Annotated in this window: 16 protein-coding genes; 12 read left to right on the forward strand and 4 right to left on the reverse strand. The window is 50.0% G+C overall.

Annotated features, from left to right (window positions below):
* Positions 1–3: 3 nt before the first annotated feature.
* Complete coding sequence (hemN, locus tag ACYVF1_RS26720) at positions 4–1,368, reverse strand: oxygen-independent coproporphyrinogen III oxidase (RefSeq protein ID WP_461084722.1); 1,365 nt, start codon at positions 1,366–1,368, stop codon at positions 4–6.
* Between the two features lie 153 nt (positions 1,369–1,521).
* Here hemN and ACYVF1_RS26725 point away from each other — a divergent pair, with 153 nt between their 5' ends.
* Entirely contained in the window at positions 1,522–3,921 is a 2,400-nt protein-coding gene (locus ACYVF1_RS26725; protein ID WP_461084724.1) for a heavy metal translocating P-type ATPase, read from the forward strand.
* A gap of 36 nt (positions 3,922–3,957) precedes the next feature.
* Here the strand turns inward: ACYVF1_RS26725 and ACYVF1_RS26730 are convergent, their stop codons facing one another.
* Together ACYVF1_RS26730 and ACYVF1_RS26735 are read right to left on the reverse strand one after the other, a co-directional pair.
* Entirely contained in the window at positions 3,958–4,707 is a 750-nt protein-coding gene (locus ACYVF1_RS26730; RefSeq protein WP_461084726.1) for an acyl-CoA desaturase, read from the reverse strand.
* 46 nt (positions 4,708–4,753) lie between these two features.
* Positions 4,754–5,149, reverse strand: a complete 396-nt coding sequence (locus tag ACYVF1_RS26735) for a hypothetical protein (protein WP_461084728.1) — start codon at positions 5,147–5,149, stop codon at positions 4,754–4,756.
* Between the two features lie 183 nt (positions 5,150–5,332).
* Here ACYVF1_RS26735 and ccoS point away from each other — a divergent pair, with 183 nt between their 5' ends.
* Genes ccoS through ACYVF1_RS26770 form a run of 7 tightly spaced genes read left to right on the forward strand, consistent with a single transcriptional unit; the run spans position 5,333 to position 11,352 of the window.
* Positions 5,333–5,500: a cbb3-type cytochrome oxidase assembly protein CcoS gene (ccoS, locus tag ACYVF1_RS26740; RefSeq protein ID WP_461084730.1), complete on the forward strand. Its 168-nt coding sequence runs from the start codon at positions 5,333–5,335 to the stop codon at positions 5,498–5,500.
* 20 nt (positions 5,501–5,520) lie between these two features.
* Complete coding sequence (gene ccoN / locus ACYVF1_RS26745) at positions 5,521–7,743, forward strand: cytochrome-c oxidase, cbb3-type subunit I (protein ID WP_461084732.1); 2,223 nt, start codon at positions 5,521–5,523, stop codon at positions 7,741–7,743.
* A 5-nt stretch (positions 7,744–7,748) separates the two neighbouring features.
* Positions 7,749–7,907: a hypothetical protein gene (locus ACYVF1_RS26750; RefSeq protein ID WP_461084734.1), complete on the forward strand. Its 159-nt coding sequence runs from the start codon at positions 7,749–7,751 to the stop codon at positions 7,905–7,907.
* 23 nt (positions 7,908–7,930) lie between these two features.
* Positions 7,931–8,770, forward strand: a complete 840-nt coding sequence (locus tag ACYVF1_RS26755) for a cbb3-type cytochrome c oxidase N-terminal domain-containing protein (RefSeq protein ID WP_461084736.1) — start codon at positions 7,931–7,933, stop codon at positions 8,768–8,770.
* Between the two features lie 16 nt (positions 8,771–8,786).
* Entirely contained in the window at positions 8,787–10,217 is a 1,431-nt protein-coding gene (gene ccoG, locus ACYVF1_RS26760; protein WP_461084737.1) for a cytochrome c oxidase accessory protein CcoG, read from the forward strand.
* A 4-nt stretch (positions 10,218–10,221) separates the two neighbouring features.
* Positions 10,222–10,644 carry a FixH family protein gene (locus ACYVF1_RS26765; RefSeq protein WP_461084739.1) on the forward strand — a complete coding sequence of 141 codons (423 nt, stop codon included), beginning with the start codon at positions 10,222–10,224 and terminating at the stop codon, positions 10,642–10,644.
* Between the two features lie 3 nt (positions 10,645–10,647).
* On the forward strand, positions 10,648–11,352 hold the full coding sequence (locus ACYVF1_RS26770) for a sulfite exporter TauE/SafE family protein (RefSeq protein WP_461084741.1): 705 nt from the start codon (positions 10,648–10,650) through the stop codon (positions 11,350–11,352).
* A 60-nt stretch (positions 11,353–11,412) separates the two neighbouring features.
* Here ACYVF1_RS26770 and ACYVF1_RS26775 read toward each other — a convergent pair whose 3' ends face one another.
* Positions 11,413–11,751 carry a thioredoxin family protein gene (locus ACYVF1_RS26775; RefSeq protein ID WP_461084743.1) on the reverse strand — a complete coding sequence of 113 codons (339 nt, stop codon included), beginning with the start codon at positions 11,749–11,751 and terminating at the stop codon, positions 11,413–11,415.
* A gap of 174 nt (positions 11,752–11,925) precedes the next feature.
* Here ACYVF1_RS26775 and ACYVF1_RS26780 point away from each other — a divergent pair, with 174 nt between their 5' ends.
* The 4 genes from ACYVF1_RS26780 (at position 11,926) to ACYVF1_RS26795 (ending at position 15,904) form a co-directional block, all read left to right on the forward strand.
* On the forward strand, positions 11,926–13,542 hold the full coding sequence (locus tag ACYVF1_RS26780; protein ID WP_461084745.1) for a sensor histidine kinase: 1,617 nt from the start codon (positions 11,926–11,928) through the stop codon (positions 13,540–13,542).
* Positions 13,520–14,566: a response regulator gene (locus ACYVF1_RS26785; RefSeq protein WP_461084747.1), complete on the forward strand. Its 1,047-nt coding sequence runs from the start codon at positions 13,520–13,522 to the stop codon at positions 14,564–14,566. The genes ACYVF1_RS26780 and ACYVF1_RS26785 overlap by 23 nt, the downstream gene beginning before the upstream one ends.
* 100 nt (positions 14,567–14,666) lie before the next feature.
* Positions 14,667–15,092: a hypothetical protein gene (locus ACYVF1_RS26790; protein ID WP_461084749.1), complete on the forward strand. Its 426-nt coding sequence runs from the start codon at positions 14,667–14,669 to the stop codon at positions 15,090–15,092.
* 293 nt (positions 15,093–15,385) lie between these two features.
* Positions 15,386–15,904, forward strand: a complete 519-nt coding sequence (locus tag ACYVF1_RS26795) for a DUF1269 domain-containing protein (protein WP_461084751.1) — start codon at positions 15,386–15,388, stop codon at positions 15,902–15,904.
* Positions 15,905–16,088: the final 184 nt, after the last annotated feature.

Consider the following 16,088-nt stretch of genomic DNA (forward strand, 5'->3'; position numbering starts at 1 on the left):
GGATTAAACCGTCTGAGAAAATAATCGTTCAGCCGTTTTTTGCCGATTCAGATACGTATCAAAAGCCATGCAGATGTTACGTAGAAATGGACGTCCGCTGGTACGTATCACCAACGACGTATCGTCATGTTCAAGTAACCCATCGGCTGCGAAATCGGCTAACTGTTCGCTAAGTGTTTCCCATTCAGATGAACTCCAGTCGCTATGTTGCCAGGACGTTTGGAAACGGCACATGATGTTAAGGATTTGCTGGCGAATGAACGTATCACGGTCCGTAAGCAGGTGGCCCCGAAGAATCGGGAATCGACCCTGTTGAATCGCCTGAAGGTATTCAGCTACCGTCTTTTCGTTCTGCATAAAGGCGGTGCCAATGTCGCTGATGGCCGAGGCTCCAAGTCCAACTAGTACGTTGGTGCGGGTAGTGGTATATCCCATGAAATTGCGATGCAACTGCCCTGTTTTCATGGCTTTATGCAACGTATCGTGCGGCATCGCAAAATGATCCATGCCGATCTCATCATAGTTACCTTCCTGCAAAAGCGCGCGACCGATTTCGTATAATTCCCGCTTCTGATCGCCGGCTGGCAGATCTTCATCCCGGAAACCCCGCTGCCCATTGCCTTTTATCCAGGGTACATGGGCGTACGAATAAAACGCGATTCGGTCGGGACGTAGCAACTGTGTTTGGGCAATAGTATTCTGAATAGACGACGGCTTCTGAAACGGTAGCCCAAAAACCAGATCGTGGCTGATGGACGTGTATCCAATTGCCCGCGCCTGTTCCGTGACCCGCGCTACGTTAGCAAAGGGTTGAAATCGGTGAATCGCCTGCTGCACCACCGGATCGTAATCCTGAACGCCAAAACTCACCCGCCGGAATCCGAAATCATACAGCGTTTGCAGGTGTTCAGCCGTTGTGTTGTTCGGATGACCCTCCCAGCCAAAATCTGGCTTATCTACTACGTCGGCAAACCGGAAGATTCCACTCAGCAGTCGTCCTAATTCGCTAGGGGAGAAGAAACTGGGCGTTCCTCCGCCCAAATGCAGTTCGGCAATGCGCGGCCGTTCCTCCAGCCAGTTGACATACATTTCCCATTCCGCAAGTACGGCGTCGATATAGGAAGTTTCTACGCTGTGATTTTTGGTAATATGCTTGTTGCAGCCACAAAACGTACACAAGCTTTCGCAGAAAGGCAGGTGTATGTAAAGGCTGATTCCTTCCGCGTAGTTACTCTCGGCATAGGACGTAGTGAGCCGCTGCTGCCAGCCTGCTTCGGTAAAAGCGGCTGTATTCCAGAACGGTACGGTCGGGTAACTGGTGTAGCGGGGTCCGGCTACGTTGTATTTGGCAATGAGAGAGTTATTCATCCAAAATCCCAGATCGATTCATGATAGTGATCAGGTATGACAAATTTCCCCGTTCAACGATGCAGAGCTTATGACCAAAATCACCCGATGTACTGATTTACACTGGCTTAAGTGTAAGCAGCCAAGCGCATTTTTGAGGAAACATCAGTACGTATGATTACTGCTCAACCAACTCAGACAAGCTGTTACCATTGCGGTAATGACTGTTCCGGAGATGCTCTGTTTTTTGACGATAAACCGTTTTGTTGCTCGGGTTGCCAAACCGTGTATCAGGTCTTGAACAAGCACCAGCTCTGCCACTATTATGACTTGAATCCAACTCCCGGCGCAGCCAGTAAATCGAAGTCGCCCACCAATGAGCGCTTTGCTTTTCTTGATTTACCCGACATCGCGGCTAAGCTAATTGACTTTCAGAATGACAACGTAGCGCACGTAACGTTCTACGTACCAACCATTCACTGCTCATCGTGCCTGTGGTTACTCGAACACCTTTATCGTATAGATTCAGGTATCGAGCAGTCGCGCGTTGATTTCCTGAAGAAACAGGTTCATCTGGTTTTCAATCCTGCCAACGTATCGCTGCGGCACGTAGCGGAACTGCTCACCTCACTGGGCTATGAGCCGCTGATTAGCCTTAACGACGTAGTGAAGCAGGAGCAAAAACATACCGACAGGCCGTTGCTTTTCCGGCTGGCGGTGGCAGGCTTCTGTGCGGGTAACATCATGCTGTTCAGCTTTCCGGAATACCTCGGCCTGGATGATCTTTCCTTCAAGCACTGGTTCGGCGTAATCAACCTGATACTGGCTACTCCGGTGGTTTTCTATTCGGGGTCGGGTTTCTTTACGTCGGTCTGGAAAAGTCTTCGTCAGGGTATTATCAACATTGATGTTCCAATTCTTCTGGGAATTCTGGTAGCTTATTTTCGAGGGACGTACGAAGTATTTGCCCTGGCTGGAGCGGGTTATTACGACTCTGTAGCGGGCTTGATTTTCTTTCTGTTATGCGGGAAATGGTTTCAGCAGCGCACCTTCGATTTTCTTTCCTTCGAGCGTGATTACAAATCGTATTTTCCGCTGGCCGTTCAGCGAATTGTGGGCGAGCGAGAAGTGGTTACCGCTGTGGCTGATCTTCTGAAAGGCGACCGCATCCGGGTACGTCATGGTGAGTTAATTCCCGCCGATGGATTGCTGTATCGGGGCGATGGCCTGATTGATTATTCGTTTGTGACGGGCGAATCGGTGCCGGAGCCAAAAGAGCCGGGTGCTCTGCTCTACGCGGGCGGACGGCAAATGGGCGGACGTATCGATCTGGAGCTTGTCCGCGACGTATCACATAGCTACCTCACCCAGCTTTGGAACAACGATACGTTCCAGAAAGAGCAATCGAGCCGAATACGAACGTTTGCCGACGTAGTAGGTAAGTATTTCACGTTCAGCATTTTGACGCTTGCTACATTGATCGGTACGTACTGGTACGTCTGGGCAGGGCAGCCAACTACGGCGGTCAATGCGTTTACAGCAGTTCTGATCGTGGCCTGCCCATGTGTACTGTCGCTTTCCTATCCGGTAGCGTTGGGGCATGTGCTTCGGTTGTTGAGTAAGCATGGTTTCTACCTCAAAAACACCGACGTAATCGAACGGCTCACGCAGTGCGATACGGTCGTTTTCGACAAAACCGGTACCTTAACTACGCCTGCTTCCGAGACTATAACGGAATATTTTGGCCAGCCTCTTACCAGCATAGAGCGGGCCATGATTCGGGCTTTAGTAAGTCAGTCGTCGCATCCACTGAGCCGGAAACTGAGCCAATATCTGGCTGATGCATCACCTGTCGAGGTAGAAAATTTTACCGAATTACCTGGACAAGGTTTAGTTGGTTTGGTCGATGATCAGCTTGTGAAAATGGGACGTGGCGAGTTTGTGAAAGGCTACAAAGAAAAAGAAGGAACAACAATTCACATGAGCATCGACGGTACGTATCGCGGGCGATTTCAGTTCGCGGACCAGCTACGTCCGGGCATTAGCGATTTGCTAACGAACATTGTACAGCAGAAACTACGTCCCTATTTACTGTCTGGTGATACAAACGCCAGTCGCGATGAACTGAAGCCCTGGTTTTTGGATGACTCTATGCAGTTCGCCTGTAGCCCACAGGACAAACTTCAGTTTATCAGCAAATTACAGAAAGAAGGGCAGCGGGTACTGATGATTGGCGATGGTCTGAATGATGCCGGAGCTCTGAAACAGGCCGATGTCGGTATCGCCGTTACGGATGATACGCTTCAGTTTACGCCCGCCAGCGATGCCATTCTGGAAGCCAGTCACCTGAAGGATTTATCCCGTTTTATGGACTACAGTCGGTATGCGATGCGGCTTATCCGGTACAGTTTCGTTGTGTCGCTGCTGTACAATTTTGTTGGGCTAACGTTTGCCGCTACGGGTCACCTATCGCCGGTTGTTGCGGCTATTTTAATGCCACTCAGTTCAATAACAATGGTCCTGATCGCAACAGTAGGTATGCGGTGGTACAAATTGATTAAAAAGAACGTATAGCAATTTTTGTTTTGCTAAAAATTACACGCCAGTCCTTTACATATACGCTTCATCCCGCCCTGTCCGAAGCTGGATTACGCCCAGCTTATCCAGTAATCGAATCATCGGATAGGCCGGGTCGAATTCGTGCCAGCGAAAACCGCCGAAATTGGGTCGTCCGCCAAATTTATGGTGGTTGTTATGGTACGATTCACCCATCATCAGAAAATCAAACGGTAATAGATTTTTGGCGGTATCATTCACCACAAAATTGGTATAGCCGTAGCGGTGGGCGTACCAGTTGATGATGGCTCCGTGAACCGGGCCCATCAGAAAATGAATCGGCAGCAACAGGAACCACCAGAGCGAGGGTGCAAATGCTACGTAGATTGCCGTGTAGATCGCTATCCAGCCCAGACGTACCAGCCAGCGGTCGCCAAACCACTCCATCCATGCCCAGTTTGGCACCCCTTTCTTGAATTTGGCGGCAATACTGTCGCGGTTGTTGAGGATGTCGTTATAATACAGTCGGGTTTTCCACATCATGTCGAACAGGTTTTTGGAAAACTCCGGCGAGTGCGGGTCGTGCTCGGTATCGGCGTGAGCGTGGTGAAGTCGGTGCATAATCCCGTACGCTCTTGGACTTAAAAACGACGAGCCCTGACTAATAAACGTCAGTACATAAAAGAACTTTTCCCAACCCCGGCTCATCGTGAACATCTGGTGGGCAGCGTATCGGTGGAGAAAAAACGTTTGCATGAGCACCGATAAATACCAGTGCCCCAGAAAAAAGGCGACAATAAGCATATAGAAAAATGGTAGTTAAAGCGATCTGGCACGTAGCAACTGCCGATTAAATCAGATTGAGGCCCATGAGCTGGCCCAAAAAGGCTTGAAAACGCTGCTTCACCAGACTACATTCAATTGGCAGCGTAGCAATTGGCGAATTGACCGCCGACCTAGCTATAAAGTGCGTATCCGAACAGACCGACGCCATGAACGTACTGGCTGAACAGAACTGCCCCCGGCAAACTACCTCTCGCTGAAGCCTATGGATGCGAAGTTTCAACTGCTCAAGGCTTTTGGTGAAATCAACTTTGTGATCGTAAAGGCTGCGAAACCTGTCGGCCGGTAATTCATCCAGCAGATTTAATAAATGGTCGATTTCCTGTTCACTTTCGTTCAGTGTAGTCGCCCAGGATTGATGCTGAGCCCGGCAGGCTTGCAGGGATGCGGTGAAGTTTTCCATGAATTCGGCAATCAATTGACAGGGCAAAAGTGTCCTTCTCCTCGCTGAACAGCACTAACCACCGTCATGCTACGAGCTGATTAAGGTTAAGTGCCGCGCTCCGCCAATCAGGTCGCAGTATGACGAAACTCATCGGGCGCCAACCGACAAAGCCGGACTTTTGGCCTATCAAAAGTCAACTGTATGGCTATCCTCTTTTTCATGATCGGAATCAGTTTGCTGATGGCGCTGGGATTTCTGGCCGCCTTCATCTGGGCGATGCGAACCGGCCAGCAGGACGATTTATACACGCCGTCGCTCCGAATTCTGCTCGACGACAGCGACACCCCTGACACAGATTCTTCCATTTAACAATTCCGTTCATCGTTACTATGAATGTCCCAACCAACAAACCGGTCACGATCATCTCACCGGAACGCGAAACCCTCGGTCAGCCCCCCGGCCTAAAACCGACTCCCGGCCTGCTGCCCATCGAGCAATTTGCCTACGACAATCGCATCGTTCGAAACTTCGCGGTGGCCACCATCATCTGGGGAATTATCGGCATGCTCGTGGGCGTCATTGCCGCCAGCCAGTTATTTGCCCCGGCCGCAAACCTTGGTAATCAGTACACTACGTTCGGGCGAATCCGTCCCCTGCACACCAACGCAGTTATTTTCGCGTTCGTGGGAAACGCTATTTTCATGGGTGTTTATTACTCCCTGCAACGGCTCTGCAAAGCCCGCATGTTCTCCGATTTGCTGAGCAAAATTCACTTCTGGGGCTGGCAACTGATCATTCTGTCGGCAGTTGCTACGTTGCCGCTGGGCCTTACGACGTCCAAAGAATATGCTGAACTGGAATGGCCGATTGATATCGCCATTACGTTGATCTGGGTGGTTTTCGGCATCAATATGTTTGGCACCATCATCAAACGACGCGAACGACACCTCTACGTAGCAATCTGGTTTTACATCGCTACGTTCGTTACCATCGCCGTGCTGCACATCATCAATTCAGGAGAAATACCGGTTAGTTTTCTCAAAAGTTACTCGCTTTATGCGGGGGTGCAGGACGCGCTGGTGCAGTGGTGGTACGGGCATAATGCGGTGGCGTTCTTCCTGACAACGCCCTATCTGGGGATGATGTATTACTTTCTGCCCAAGATGGCGAACCGGCCTGTTTACTCGTATCGGTTGTCCATTCTGCACTTCTGGGCACTGATTTTCATCTATATCTGGGCGGGGCCACACCATTTGCTCTACAGTTCCTTACCCGATTGGGCACAGTCACTGGGCGTAGTATTTTCAATTATGCTGATTGCACCATCCTGGGGCGGGATGATCAACGGCTTGCTGACGCTACGGGGTGCCTGGGATAAAGTTCGTGAAGATGCCATTCTGAAATTCATGGTCGTCGGACTGACCGCCTACGGTATGGCTACGTTCGAAGGGCCGATGCTTTCGCTCAAGAACGTCAACGCCATCGCGCACTTCACCGACTGGATCGTGGCGCACGTACACGTAGGGGCGCTGGGCTGGAACGGCTTTCTGACGTTCGCCATGCTCTACTGGCTCCTTCCACGAATGTACCATACTCCTCTGTATTCCAAAAAGTTGCTGAATATCCACTTCTGGCTCGGTACGTTAGGAATCCTGTTTTATGCCATACCGATGTACATGTCGGGCTTTACGCAGGGCATGATGTGGAAAGAATTTACGCCAGAAGGAACGCTACGTTACGGCAATTTTCTCGAAACCACTCTCCGGCTGTTGCCCATGCACCAGATGCGGGCCATTGGCGGTACGCTTTATCTGATCGGGGCAATGTTGATGGGGTATAACCTTTTCAAAACGATGGCGGCCGGTTCGCTCACGGCCAATGAACCCGCCGAAGCGCCCTCATTAGCCAAAGCATTTGTGCCAATGGGAAGCGATACGTACTGGCACCGCTGGTTCGAACGCAAACCCGTTCCCCTACTCGTTGGCTCGCTGGTTGTTATTTTGATCGGGTCGCTGATTGAGCTGGTACCGACGTTTATGGTGCAGAGCAACGTACCAACCATTTCGGCGGTGCAGCCCTACACGGCGCTGGAAGTTGAAGGGCGCGATCTCTACATCCGCGAAGGCTGCGTGGGCTGCCATAGCCAGATGGTACGCCCGTTTCGGTCGGAAACCGAACGCTACGGCGAATATTCGAAAGCCGGTGAGTTCGTTTATGACCACCCGTTTCTATGGGGCAGCAAACGTACCGGCCCCGATTTGCACCGGGAAGGCGGCAAATATCCAGACTCGTGGCACTACCACCACATGCGCGATCCTTCGTCCATGTCGCCCGGCTCGATTATGCCTTCCTACCCCTGGCTGCTGACCCAAAAGCTGGACGTAACACGCACGGCCGATAAGCTGACGGCGCTACGTAAAGTCGGTGTTCCGTATGAAGATCAGGCCATTAGCTATGCCGGAGAAGACCTGAAAAAGCAGGCCGATGAAGTCAGTGCACGACTGGCGAAAGATGGCATCAAGGTACAACCTGACCGCGAAATCGTGGCGCTTATCGCCTACCTCCAACGGTTAGGAACCGACATCAAAAAGATGGAAACTTCTCAAAATTAGACAGCATGTTCAAGCAATTTATAGCCAAAATCCCCGGCGCGGACCTCTACATGGTCGGTTCGTTCCTGACGTTCTTCGCCTTTTTCGTACTGGTCGGTTTGTATCTGTGGCTGGCCGATAAAAAGCACATGGGGCAAATGAGCCGCCTGCCACTCGACGATTGATCCACCGTAACCTGCTTTAACTCATGACTATTTTTCTGACAACACTGGCTACCGACCCGGCCCGATCGATGTGGAGCCTCCAATCGGGCGAAGAACTGGCCCTGGTTATGCTGGCCATATTCCTGCTGGTTGGCATTGTGATGGTGGGATTTTTTGCTACGTATCTCTTATTACTGCTTCGAAAAATTCTCGGCGCAGAATCGGTAGCTAAACCTGTCGATACCAGAACGTTCTGGCAACGGATAGCTGGCCTGCACGCACTCGCGCAGGAGAAGGAACTGGAAATGGAACATACTTACGATGGTATTCGTGAACTTGACAACCCCACACCGCCCTGGTTCATGGGTTTGTTTTACGGCACGATTGGCTTCGGTCTTATTTATTTCTTCGTATTCCACGTCTTCCACGTAGGCGATCTGCAAACCGCCGAGTATACGAAGGAAGTGGCGCTGGCGGAGGAACAACGTAACGCCTACATCAAGAAAGTAGCCGGCTCCATCAACGAAAATACGGTTACGTTGACCACCGACGCCAAGGCGCTCGACGCGGGTAAAACTTTGTTTCTGCAAAACTGCGTGGCTTGCCACGGCCAGCAGGGGCAAGGTGGCGTTGGCCCCAACCTGACCGATGAATACTGGCTGCATGGAGGCTCGGTAAAAGCGATTTTTCACACCGTTACCGAAGGGATTCCCGAAAAAGGAATGATGTCATGGAAAAAGCAGCTCAACCCCTTACAGGTGCAGCAGGTAGCCAGCTTTATCCTGTCCTTACAGGGTTCAAAACCGGCCGATGCCAAACCACCGCAAGGCACCAAAGAAGTACCGGCGGTGGCAGCACCTACCGAAAAAGTAGCTGCGCGGTAACGTAGCACAACGTAGTATGAATCCCGAATTGAACGTAACAACGCCGATGGATGACTACCGCAACGGCGGTGCGATTCCGACCCATCTGCCCAATCAGAATGAAACCGGCGGACGTAAATGGTTGTACCCACGTGCTACGTCGGGGCGGTTCACGCGCTGGCGTGTCGGAGTCGCCATTGTTCTTATAACTGCCCTGCTGGCTGGCCCGTTTGTCTGGGTCGATGGGCATCCGCTTTTTCTGTTCAACGTAGTAGAACGGCGGTTTATCTTTTTTGGCGTTACGTTCTGGCCGCAGGATTTTTATTTAGTCGCCATCGGGCTCATTACGTTCGTGGTGTTCGTTGCCCTGTTTACGGTCGTTTTTGGCCGGGTGTTTTGTGGTTGGGCCTGTCCGCAGACCATTTTCATGGAGATGGTTTTTCGCCGGATCGAAACCTGGATCGAAGGCGATCATAATGCCCGAAAACGGCTCGACGCAGCACCTTGGACGGCCGGCAAAGTCCTGAAAAAGGTGGGCAAACACGGCGTGTTTCTGGCAATATCGTTCCTCATCGGCAATACGTTTCTGGTGTATATCATTGGTCGCGATGTGTGGCTAACACTCATCACCGACAGTCCATCCCGGCACCTGACTGGCTTAACGGCGATGGTAGCGTTTACAGGCGTTTTCTATGCCGTATTTGCCTACCTGCGCGAAATTGTCTGCACCACCATTTGCCCTTACGGTCGGTTGCAGAGCGTATTGCTGGACAAAAATTCGCTGATTGTTGCCTACGATTACAAACGCGGAGAGCCTCGCGGAAAACTGAAAAAGAATGAAATCACCCGCCATACTGGCCATTGCGTAGACTGTAAACTCTGCGTACAGGTGTGCCCCACAGGCATCGACATCCGCAACGGCACGCAGATGGAGTGCATCAACTGCACGGCCTGTATGGATGCCTGCGACGATGTAATGCTCAAAATCAACCAGCCACTGGGACTGATCCGCATGGATTCGCAACTGGGCATTGAAACGAGAAAACCGTTCCGATTTACCGGGCGAATTATGGCCTACACGGGCGTACTGACGGCACTGCTGGCCATACTAGGTTTCTTACTCATCAACCGTCCGGCTCTGGACGTAACGGTTCTTCGGGCGCCGGGGCAGTTGTTTCAGCGGGAAGCTGGTGGACGTATCGCCAACTTATATTCTGTGGAAGTCATCAACAAAACGTACCAGACTATGCCGATCCAATTCAGCTTAAATCGGCCTGACGCTCAGCTACGTTTCGTGCAGCCGCTGACGCAAGTCAAACCCGGCGAACTGACCAAAACTCTGTTTTTTATCAGCCTGCCCGAAACGGCAATTCATCAGGATAAAACAAACCTTACGATCACCGTCCGCATGGACACTACTGTAGTCGATCAACTTGAAACCACCTTTTTAGGACCTGTAAATCCGTAAAACTATGAACTGGGGAAAATCAATCGTCCTTGTTTTTGTGCTATTCGCCAGCTTCATCGGCATTATGGTGTTTCAAATGTGCCGGGAACGTATCGACTTAGTACGTGACGATTATTATCAGGATGAGATTGCCTATCAGCAACAGATCGACAGGGCGCTACGTACCGCCAAACTGAGTGAAAGCCCTCAGATTCAGATTAATCAGCAACGTAATCAACTCACCTTTACGCTTCCATCTGGCTGGGAACGGGGAAGATTGGTATTCTACCGGCCTAGTGATCGGCAGTTGGATCGGACAGTCTCTCTGAAGCCAAATCAACAGGTCGTTTCCATCACTGACCTTATTGATGGGCTGTGGCGGGTAAAATTAAACTGGCAGCAGGGTGGTGAGGAATTTTACTACGAACGGGTAATTACAAAACGCTGACGCATGGATTTAACCTGGATTCTGGCCGCACTCACTACAGGGCTGATTGGAAGTCTTCACTGCGTTGGCATGTGTGGCCCACTGGCGATGGCGTTGCCTGTTGGTCGCTTGCCTCAGTCGCAACGCAGCGTAAGTATTGGCCTGTATCACGTTGCGCGAATTACGGCTTACGCCGGAATAGGCGCTATAGCAGGCAGCATTGGCTACGTCCTGCTTCTTACCGGTTTTCAGCAAATTCTCTCGATAGGCGCAGGTTTGTTCTTACTGATCTGGACGCTAGTGCTACGTGGACGTAGTGGAGGTCTTGCTACTACGTCGCGAACGCGCTGGGTTGCCGCATCCATGACCAAACTCTTGCAACAACCATCATGGCGTACGTTTCCTGCGTTGGGATTTCTGAACGGCCTGTTGCCCTGCGGCTTTGTGTACGTTGCGCTGGCGGGGGCTATCACGACCGGCCATGCCGGATACAGCGCTATCTACATGATGTTGTTTGGCTTAGGAACTGTGCCAGCGCTGTTAGCGATTCGGCTGGTGCCTTCTTTGTTTCCGGTACGTTCCCGGCAGCGTCTGGTGCGGCTAATGCCGGTGATGACGGTGGCCTTGGGTCTGTTATTTATGATACGTGGTCTTTACCTGCCCGTTCATGCTGATACCGGCAGGCAACCCATTCCGATCTGTCATAGCGCATTACGTGCAGCGAAATAATCCTGTGCACCTGTCTTTTACAAAATGTCTACGCCAGTGCTTCAAACGCCGAAGCAATAATTAGTTCATCAATTGGTAGTTAACCCGTTTGGCCAGAAAAACAGCGTCGGTGATTCCCATCTGCCGCCAGAGTTCAACCCCTTCCTGAACGAACACAAACGTGGGCACAAACGTAACTTTAAAACTTTGAACTACTTCAGGGTGAGTAACTTCGTCGATTTTAAGCACACGCACAGACTCGCCGACGAGATTCTGCAATACGTTGGCAAAAGCAATCAGCGACGAACGTTGCTGGTTGCCCGCCGTGGCTGGCGGCATAAAGACAAGCAACACCGCTGTTCGGGCAGGAACGACAATTGGGTCAGGAAGTTTAGAATACATGGGAAGTTGATTTTTCATAACTGGAATCCGACAGAATAGCGAAATCAATAAAGAAGTAAATATGAGCGATTAGCTTGGCGGGGAAACTGACTTTAATCAGAAAGTATACTGATTATGACCAGTAGACTAATTTTAGCTTAACTTTCTGACAAAATTTATCACCCTTTTTACTCCCGCCATAAATTTACATGTATGCTTACTATCCTATCTACCAATGCACTAGCTAACCTTTTATTTGAGCGTGAAACCGATTTTCTGGGTATTTACGACGTTCAGAAAGATCGATTCATCCGGGTTAATAAAACAGGTATCCAACTGCTGGGCTACCCTTCCGAGCAAGCGTTGCTAGATCTACCCGGGCCATCATTTCTCAGCCAGCCTTTTAATGCCGAAGGACACAGTCAATCCATTGCTAATCTGGTACAGGCCAGTCATTACGATAATGAGATCGAAATGCTTCGGTTCGGAGGAGAGACATTTTGGGGACGTATTGAAGTCAATACGTTCGTCAATACAGTCGATCAGGGGCAGTTAGCGCTGGTACGAATCACAAACCTGGACCGGCTGCGACGTACCGAACGCGAACTTGAACACAGCATTCGACGTAACGAAGCTATTTTCGCCAACGCCACTATCGGCATTATTGTCTGCGATCAGAAAGGGCAAATTGTGTCGGCCAATCAATTGGCCCACCAACTGTTTGGCTACCCTCGTAATGAGTTAGAGACATTGATGATTGAGCAGTTGGTGCCGATGGGCGTAAGCCGCTATCATCAGAAATTGCGGGAGTCGTTCAACACCGATCCGCAGGTAAGATCGATGGGTCATAACCGCGACCTCCACGCCCAACGAAAAGATGGTTCGGTGTTTCCGGTCGAGATTAGTCTGAGCTATTTTCAGTTGGAAGACGAATTATACGTAGTGGCATACATCATCGACATTACGTTTAAGAAACAAACCGAGCGGCAACTTCTGGATCACCGCGACCATATTGAACGACTCAATGCCGATCTGGAGCAGAAAGTAGCCGATCGTACCCACGCACTCATGAACACGCTCGATCAGCTGGAGCAGTCGAAAGATGAGCTGGCTAAAGCGCTGGTAGCCGAGCGCGAAGTAGGTGAGCTGAAATCCCGATTTGTATCCATGGCTTCGCATGAGTTCCGTACTCCGCTGACGACTGTACTGAATTCGGCTACGCTCATTGAGAAGTACCCCAATGGAGAACAGCAGGAAAAGCGGCAGAAACACGTTTATCGCATCCGTGAGTCGGTGAAGCACCTCAATGATATTCTCGAAGAGTTCTTGTCGGTGGGCAAATTGGAAGAGGGTAAGATAGAAACTCATCCCGTAGACGTTGCAATTGCCCGATTGATCGGCGAAACCGTCGCTGAAATGCAAAGTATGCTAAAGCCAAAACAACAGATTCAAATGAACCTTTCCTGTCTGGGATTGGTGCGGCTTGACCGCTCTCTGCTACGTAAAATTCTGGTTAATCTGATCTCCAACGCCGTCAAATACTCCGGACCAGGTTCTGTTGTCGTTGTGAATTGTACCTGCCACGAAGGTCAGCTAGAGCTGTCGGTAACGGATCAGGGCGTCGGGATTTCGGCCGAAGATCAGCAGCATCTGTTCGAGCGGTTTTTCCGCGCTAAATCGGTGTCCAACATACCCGGAACCGGTCTGGGCCTACACATCGTCAGCCGCTACGTTGAACTGATGAAAGGGCAAGTTACGCTTGCCAGCGAGTTGAATAAAGGTACAACTGTAACAGTAAACATTCCCTATGAGAACTATTCTCTTAATTGAAGATAACGATGCCATTCGCGAGACGACGGCTGAGATTCTAGAGCTGGCCGGCTATGCGGTCCAAACGGCCGAAAATGGCAAAACTGGCATAGAAAAAGCATTAATCGACAAGCCCAATCTAGTTATATGCGACATCATGATGCCCGTGTTGGACGGCTACGGCGTTTTACATATTTTCAATAAAAATCCGCAGCTTTCGGACGTACCATTCATCTTCCTGACGGCCAAAACCGAACGTACCGATTTTCGGAAGGGAATGGAACTGGGGGCGGATGATTACTTAACTAAGCCTTTCGAGGAAAGCGAACTGTTGAGCGCCGTTGAAACCCGACTAAACCGGTTCAGTCACCTCAAGCCAGACTATGACCTCCAGCAGGATGGACTGAATCAATTTCTGGATGATGTTAAACAGGTAGGTAACCTGCAAAGTCTGTCGGCAGATCGCAAAAGTCATTTTGTTCGCAAAAAGCAGTACGTATATGCGGAAGGCGACGAACCGACAAGGCTTTATTTTCTACAGTCGGGCAAGGTCAAAACGGTACGTACGAATGCGGATGGCAAAGAATTCATTACGGGTCTTTACAATCCCGGCGATTTCTTCGGCTACTTTGCCTTGCTCGATAACAGTGACTACACCGATTCGGCGGTGACGCTGGAAGATTCTGAACTTATTTATATTCCCGACGAAGATTTTCGGCAGCTACTCCTGAGCAGCCCCGCGGTCAGTGGTCAGTTCATCAAATTATTGGCTGGCCGGGTGGCCGAGCGCGAAACTCAGCTTCTGGGCATGGCCTACAGTTCGCTTCGGCGACGCGTGGCTGATACGTTACTACGGTTAAACGACCAGCACCCCGACGAAATCATTCAGCTCACGCGCGACGATCTGGCTGCGATGATCGGTACGGCGACGGAGTCATTGATACGTACCCTCAGCGAATTTAAGCACGACGGTCTGATTGAGGTAGCGCCAGCAGGTGGTATCCGCGTGCTTCAGGCCGAAAAACTCCGCCGGGCCAACTGGTAAATTGGCTTCCTGACAATAATCAGGAATTGGCCAGAGTCTGCTCAGCCGTATCGTCAAAAGCGAAGGCTATTTTTATAGTCGAATCGCTTTTAATCAATTCATGAAAACTGCCCTTTTCGTGACAGACGGTACGGTTGATGCAGCCCTTTCGCTACGAAACTGGTTAACCAATAACGCTGGTCACTCTCTCCATCTGACCATTGTTTACTCCTATGATATTCCGGTCGGTGATCCTTTAACTAAGTCTGTTTGCGGATTGGCCAAAGCAGAAGCGTTAAACTCATTAAACCGCTGGAAAGCCATTCTTGGTAACAATCCAGGGAGTCAAATTACCTACAAACCATTCTTTGGTTCGCCGAAACAGGCTTTGGCAATGCATCTGCTCATCGGCAGCTTTAATTACTGGCTCACAGATGAGCAGTGGCCGCCTGACGACGTTACGTTGAGAACGGCATTCATCCAAGGTACCAAGCAGACCCGTCCGATTCTCCTCAGCGAAGAACGCGATTTTGTGTTGATAGGCTAACGAACGTTAAAGTTGGGGCGACAAGTAGTAGTAGATATGATGATTAATATCATATAAAATACTGACAATAATCAGGTTACCTAATGACGTTAATCAGGTATAGTATAATTTATGCCTGTTATTATTGCAATCAATCAGGCTTTTACAAGCAAAAAGCCAATTTGTACTAACCCATAAATATTGAGCATGTTCAACGAAATATGCTAGGCAAGCTGTTCTTCAAACGTATGGCTACCTGACACATTTCGTTGAACATGCGTTAACTATCCACATTACTAAACGGAATTTTGGCCATGAAAAATGCTGACATTGGAAAACAGAACGCCACTATCGCTGTATTTGCAGACTACCAATCTTTCGAAGATGTCATAAAAAAGCTCCAACAGGTAGGCTACAATATGAGTAAACTATCGGTTGTAGGCCAAGGGGATGCCACACCATCGAATACCTTAGGAAATTATCCAGCCGGCGCTTTATGGAAAGGCATCAAGAAACTGCCGCTTGCTTCTGCGTTCTTCAGTATTCCCGAATTTGGGCCTTTTTTCGTGGCTGGTCCTTTGTTAAATTCTTTACAGAATTCCTTAGTAACTTCTCTGGAAAACGATCTCGCCCCAAGTCGGACAAACGCTTTCGAAACGGCTCTGGTTAACGTAGGCATCCCCAGAAATTTCGCCTTTATCTGTGAGAGTCAGATCAAAACGGGTCATTACCTCCTGATCGCTCACGGAACGATGAAAGAGGTAGAACTAGCCAATTGGGTGTTTGGATTTACTTCGCCATGCCATTCGCCCCAGGAACTGGCTGCCGCATAAATTCAAAAAGTACAGCCAGCAGATACGTAGCAGACTAGCTAACCAATTCTTAACCAGGTTTCGGGCTGGAATCAACAACGTATCATTCAATCCCGGTTCATTTTTTTACCATATGGCAACCTTCCGCCCAACCAAATTCAGGGCGGTCGATCATCTGTTTTTGTTTGAATCTGACTGTTGGCTT

It is taken from the genome of Spirosoma flavus (genome assembly GCF_054778555.1).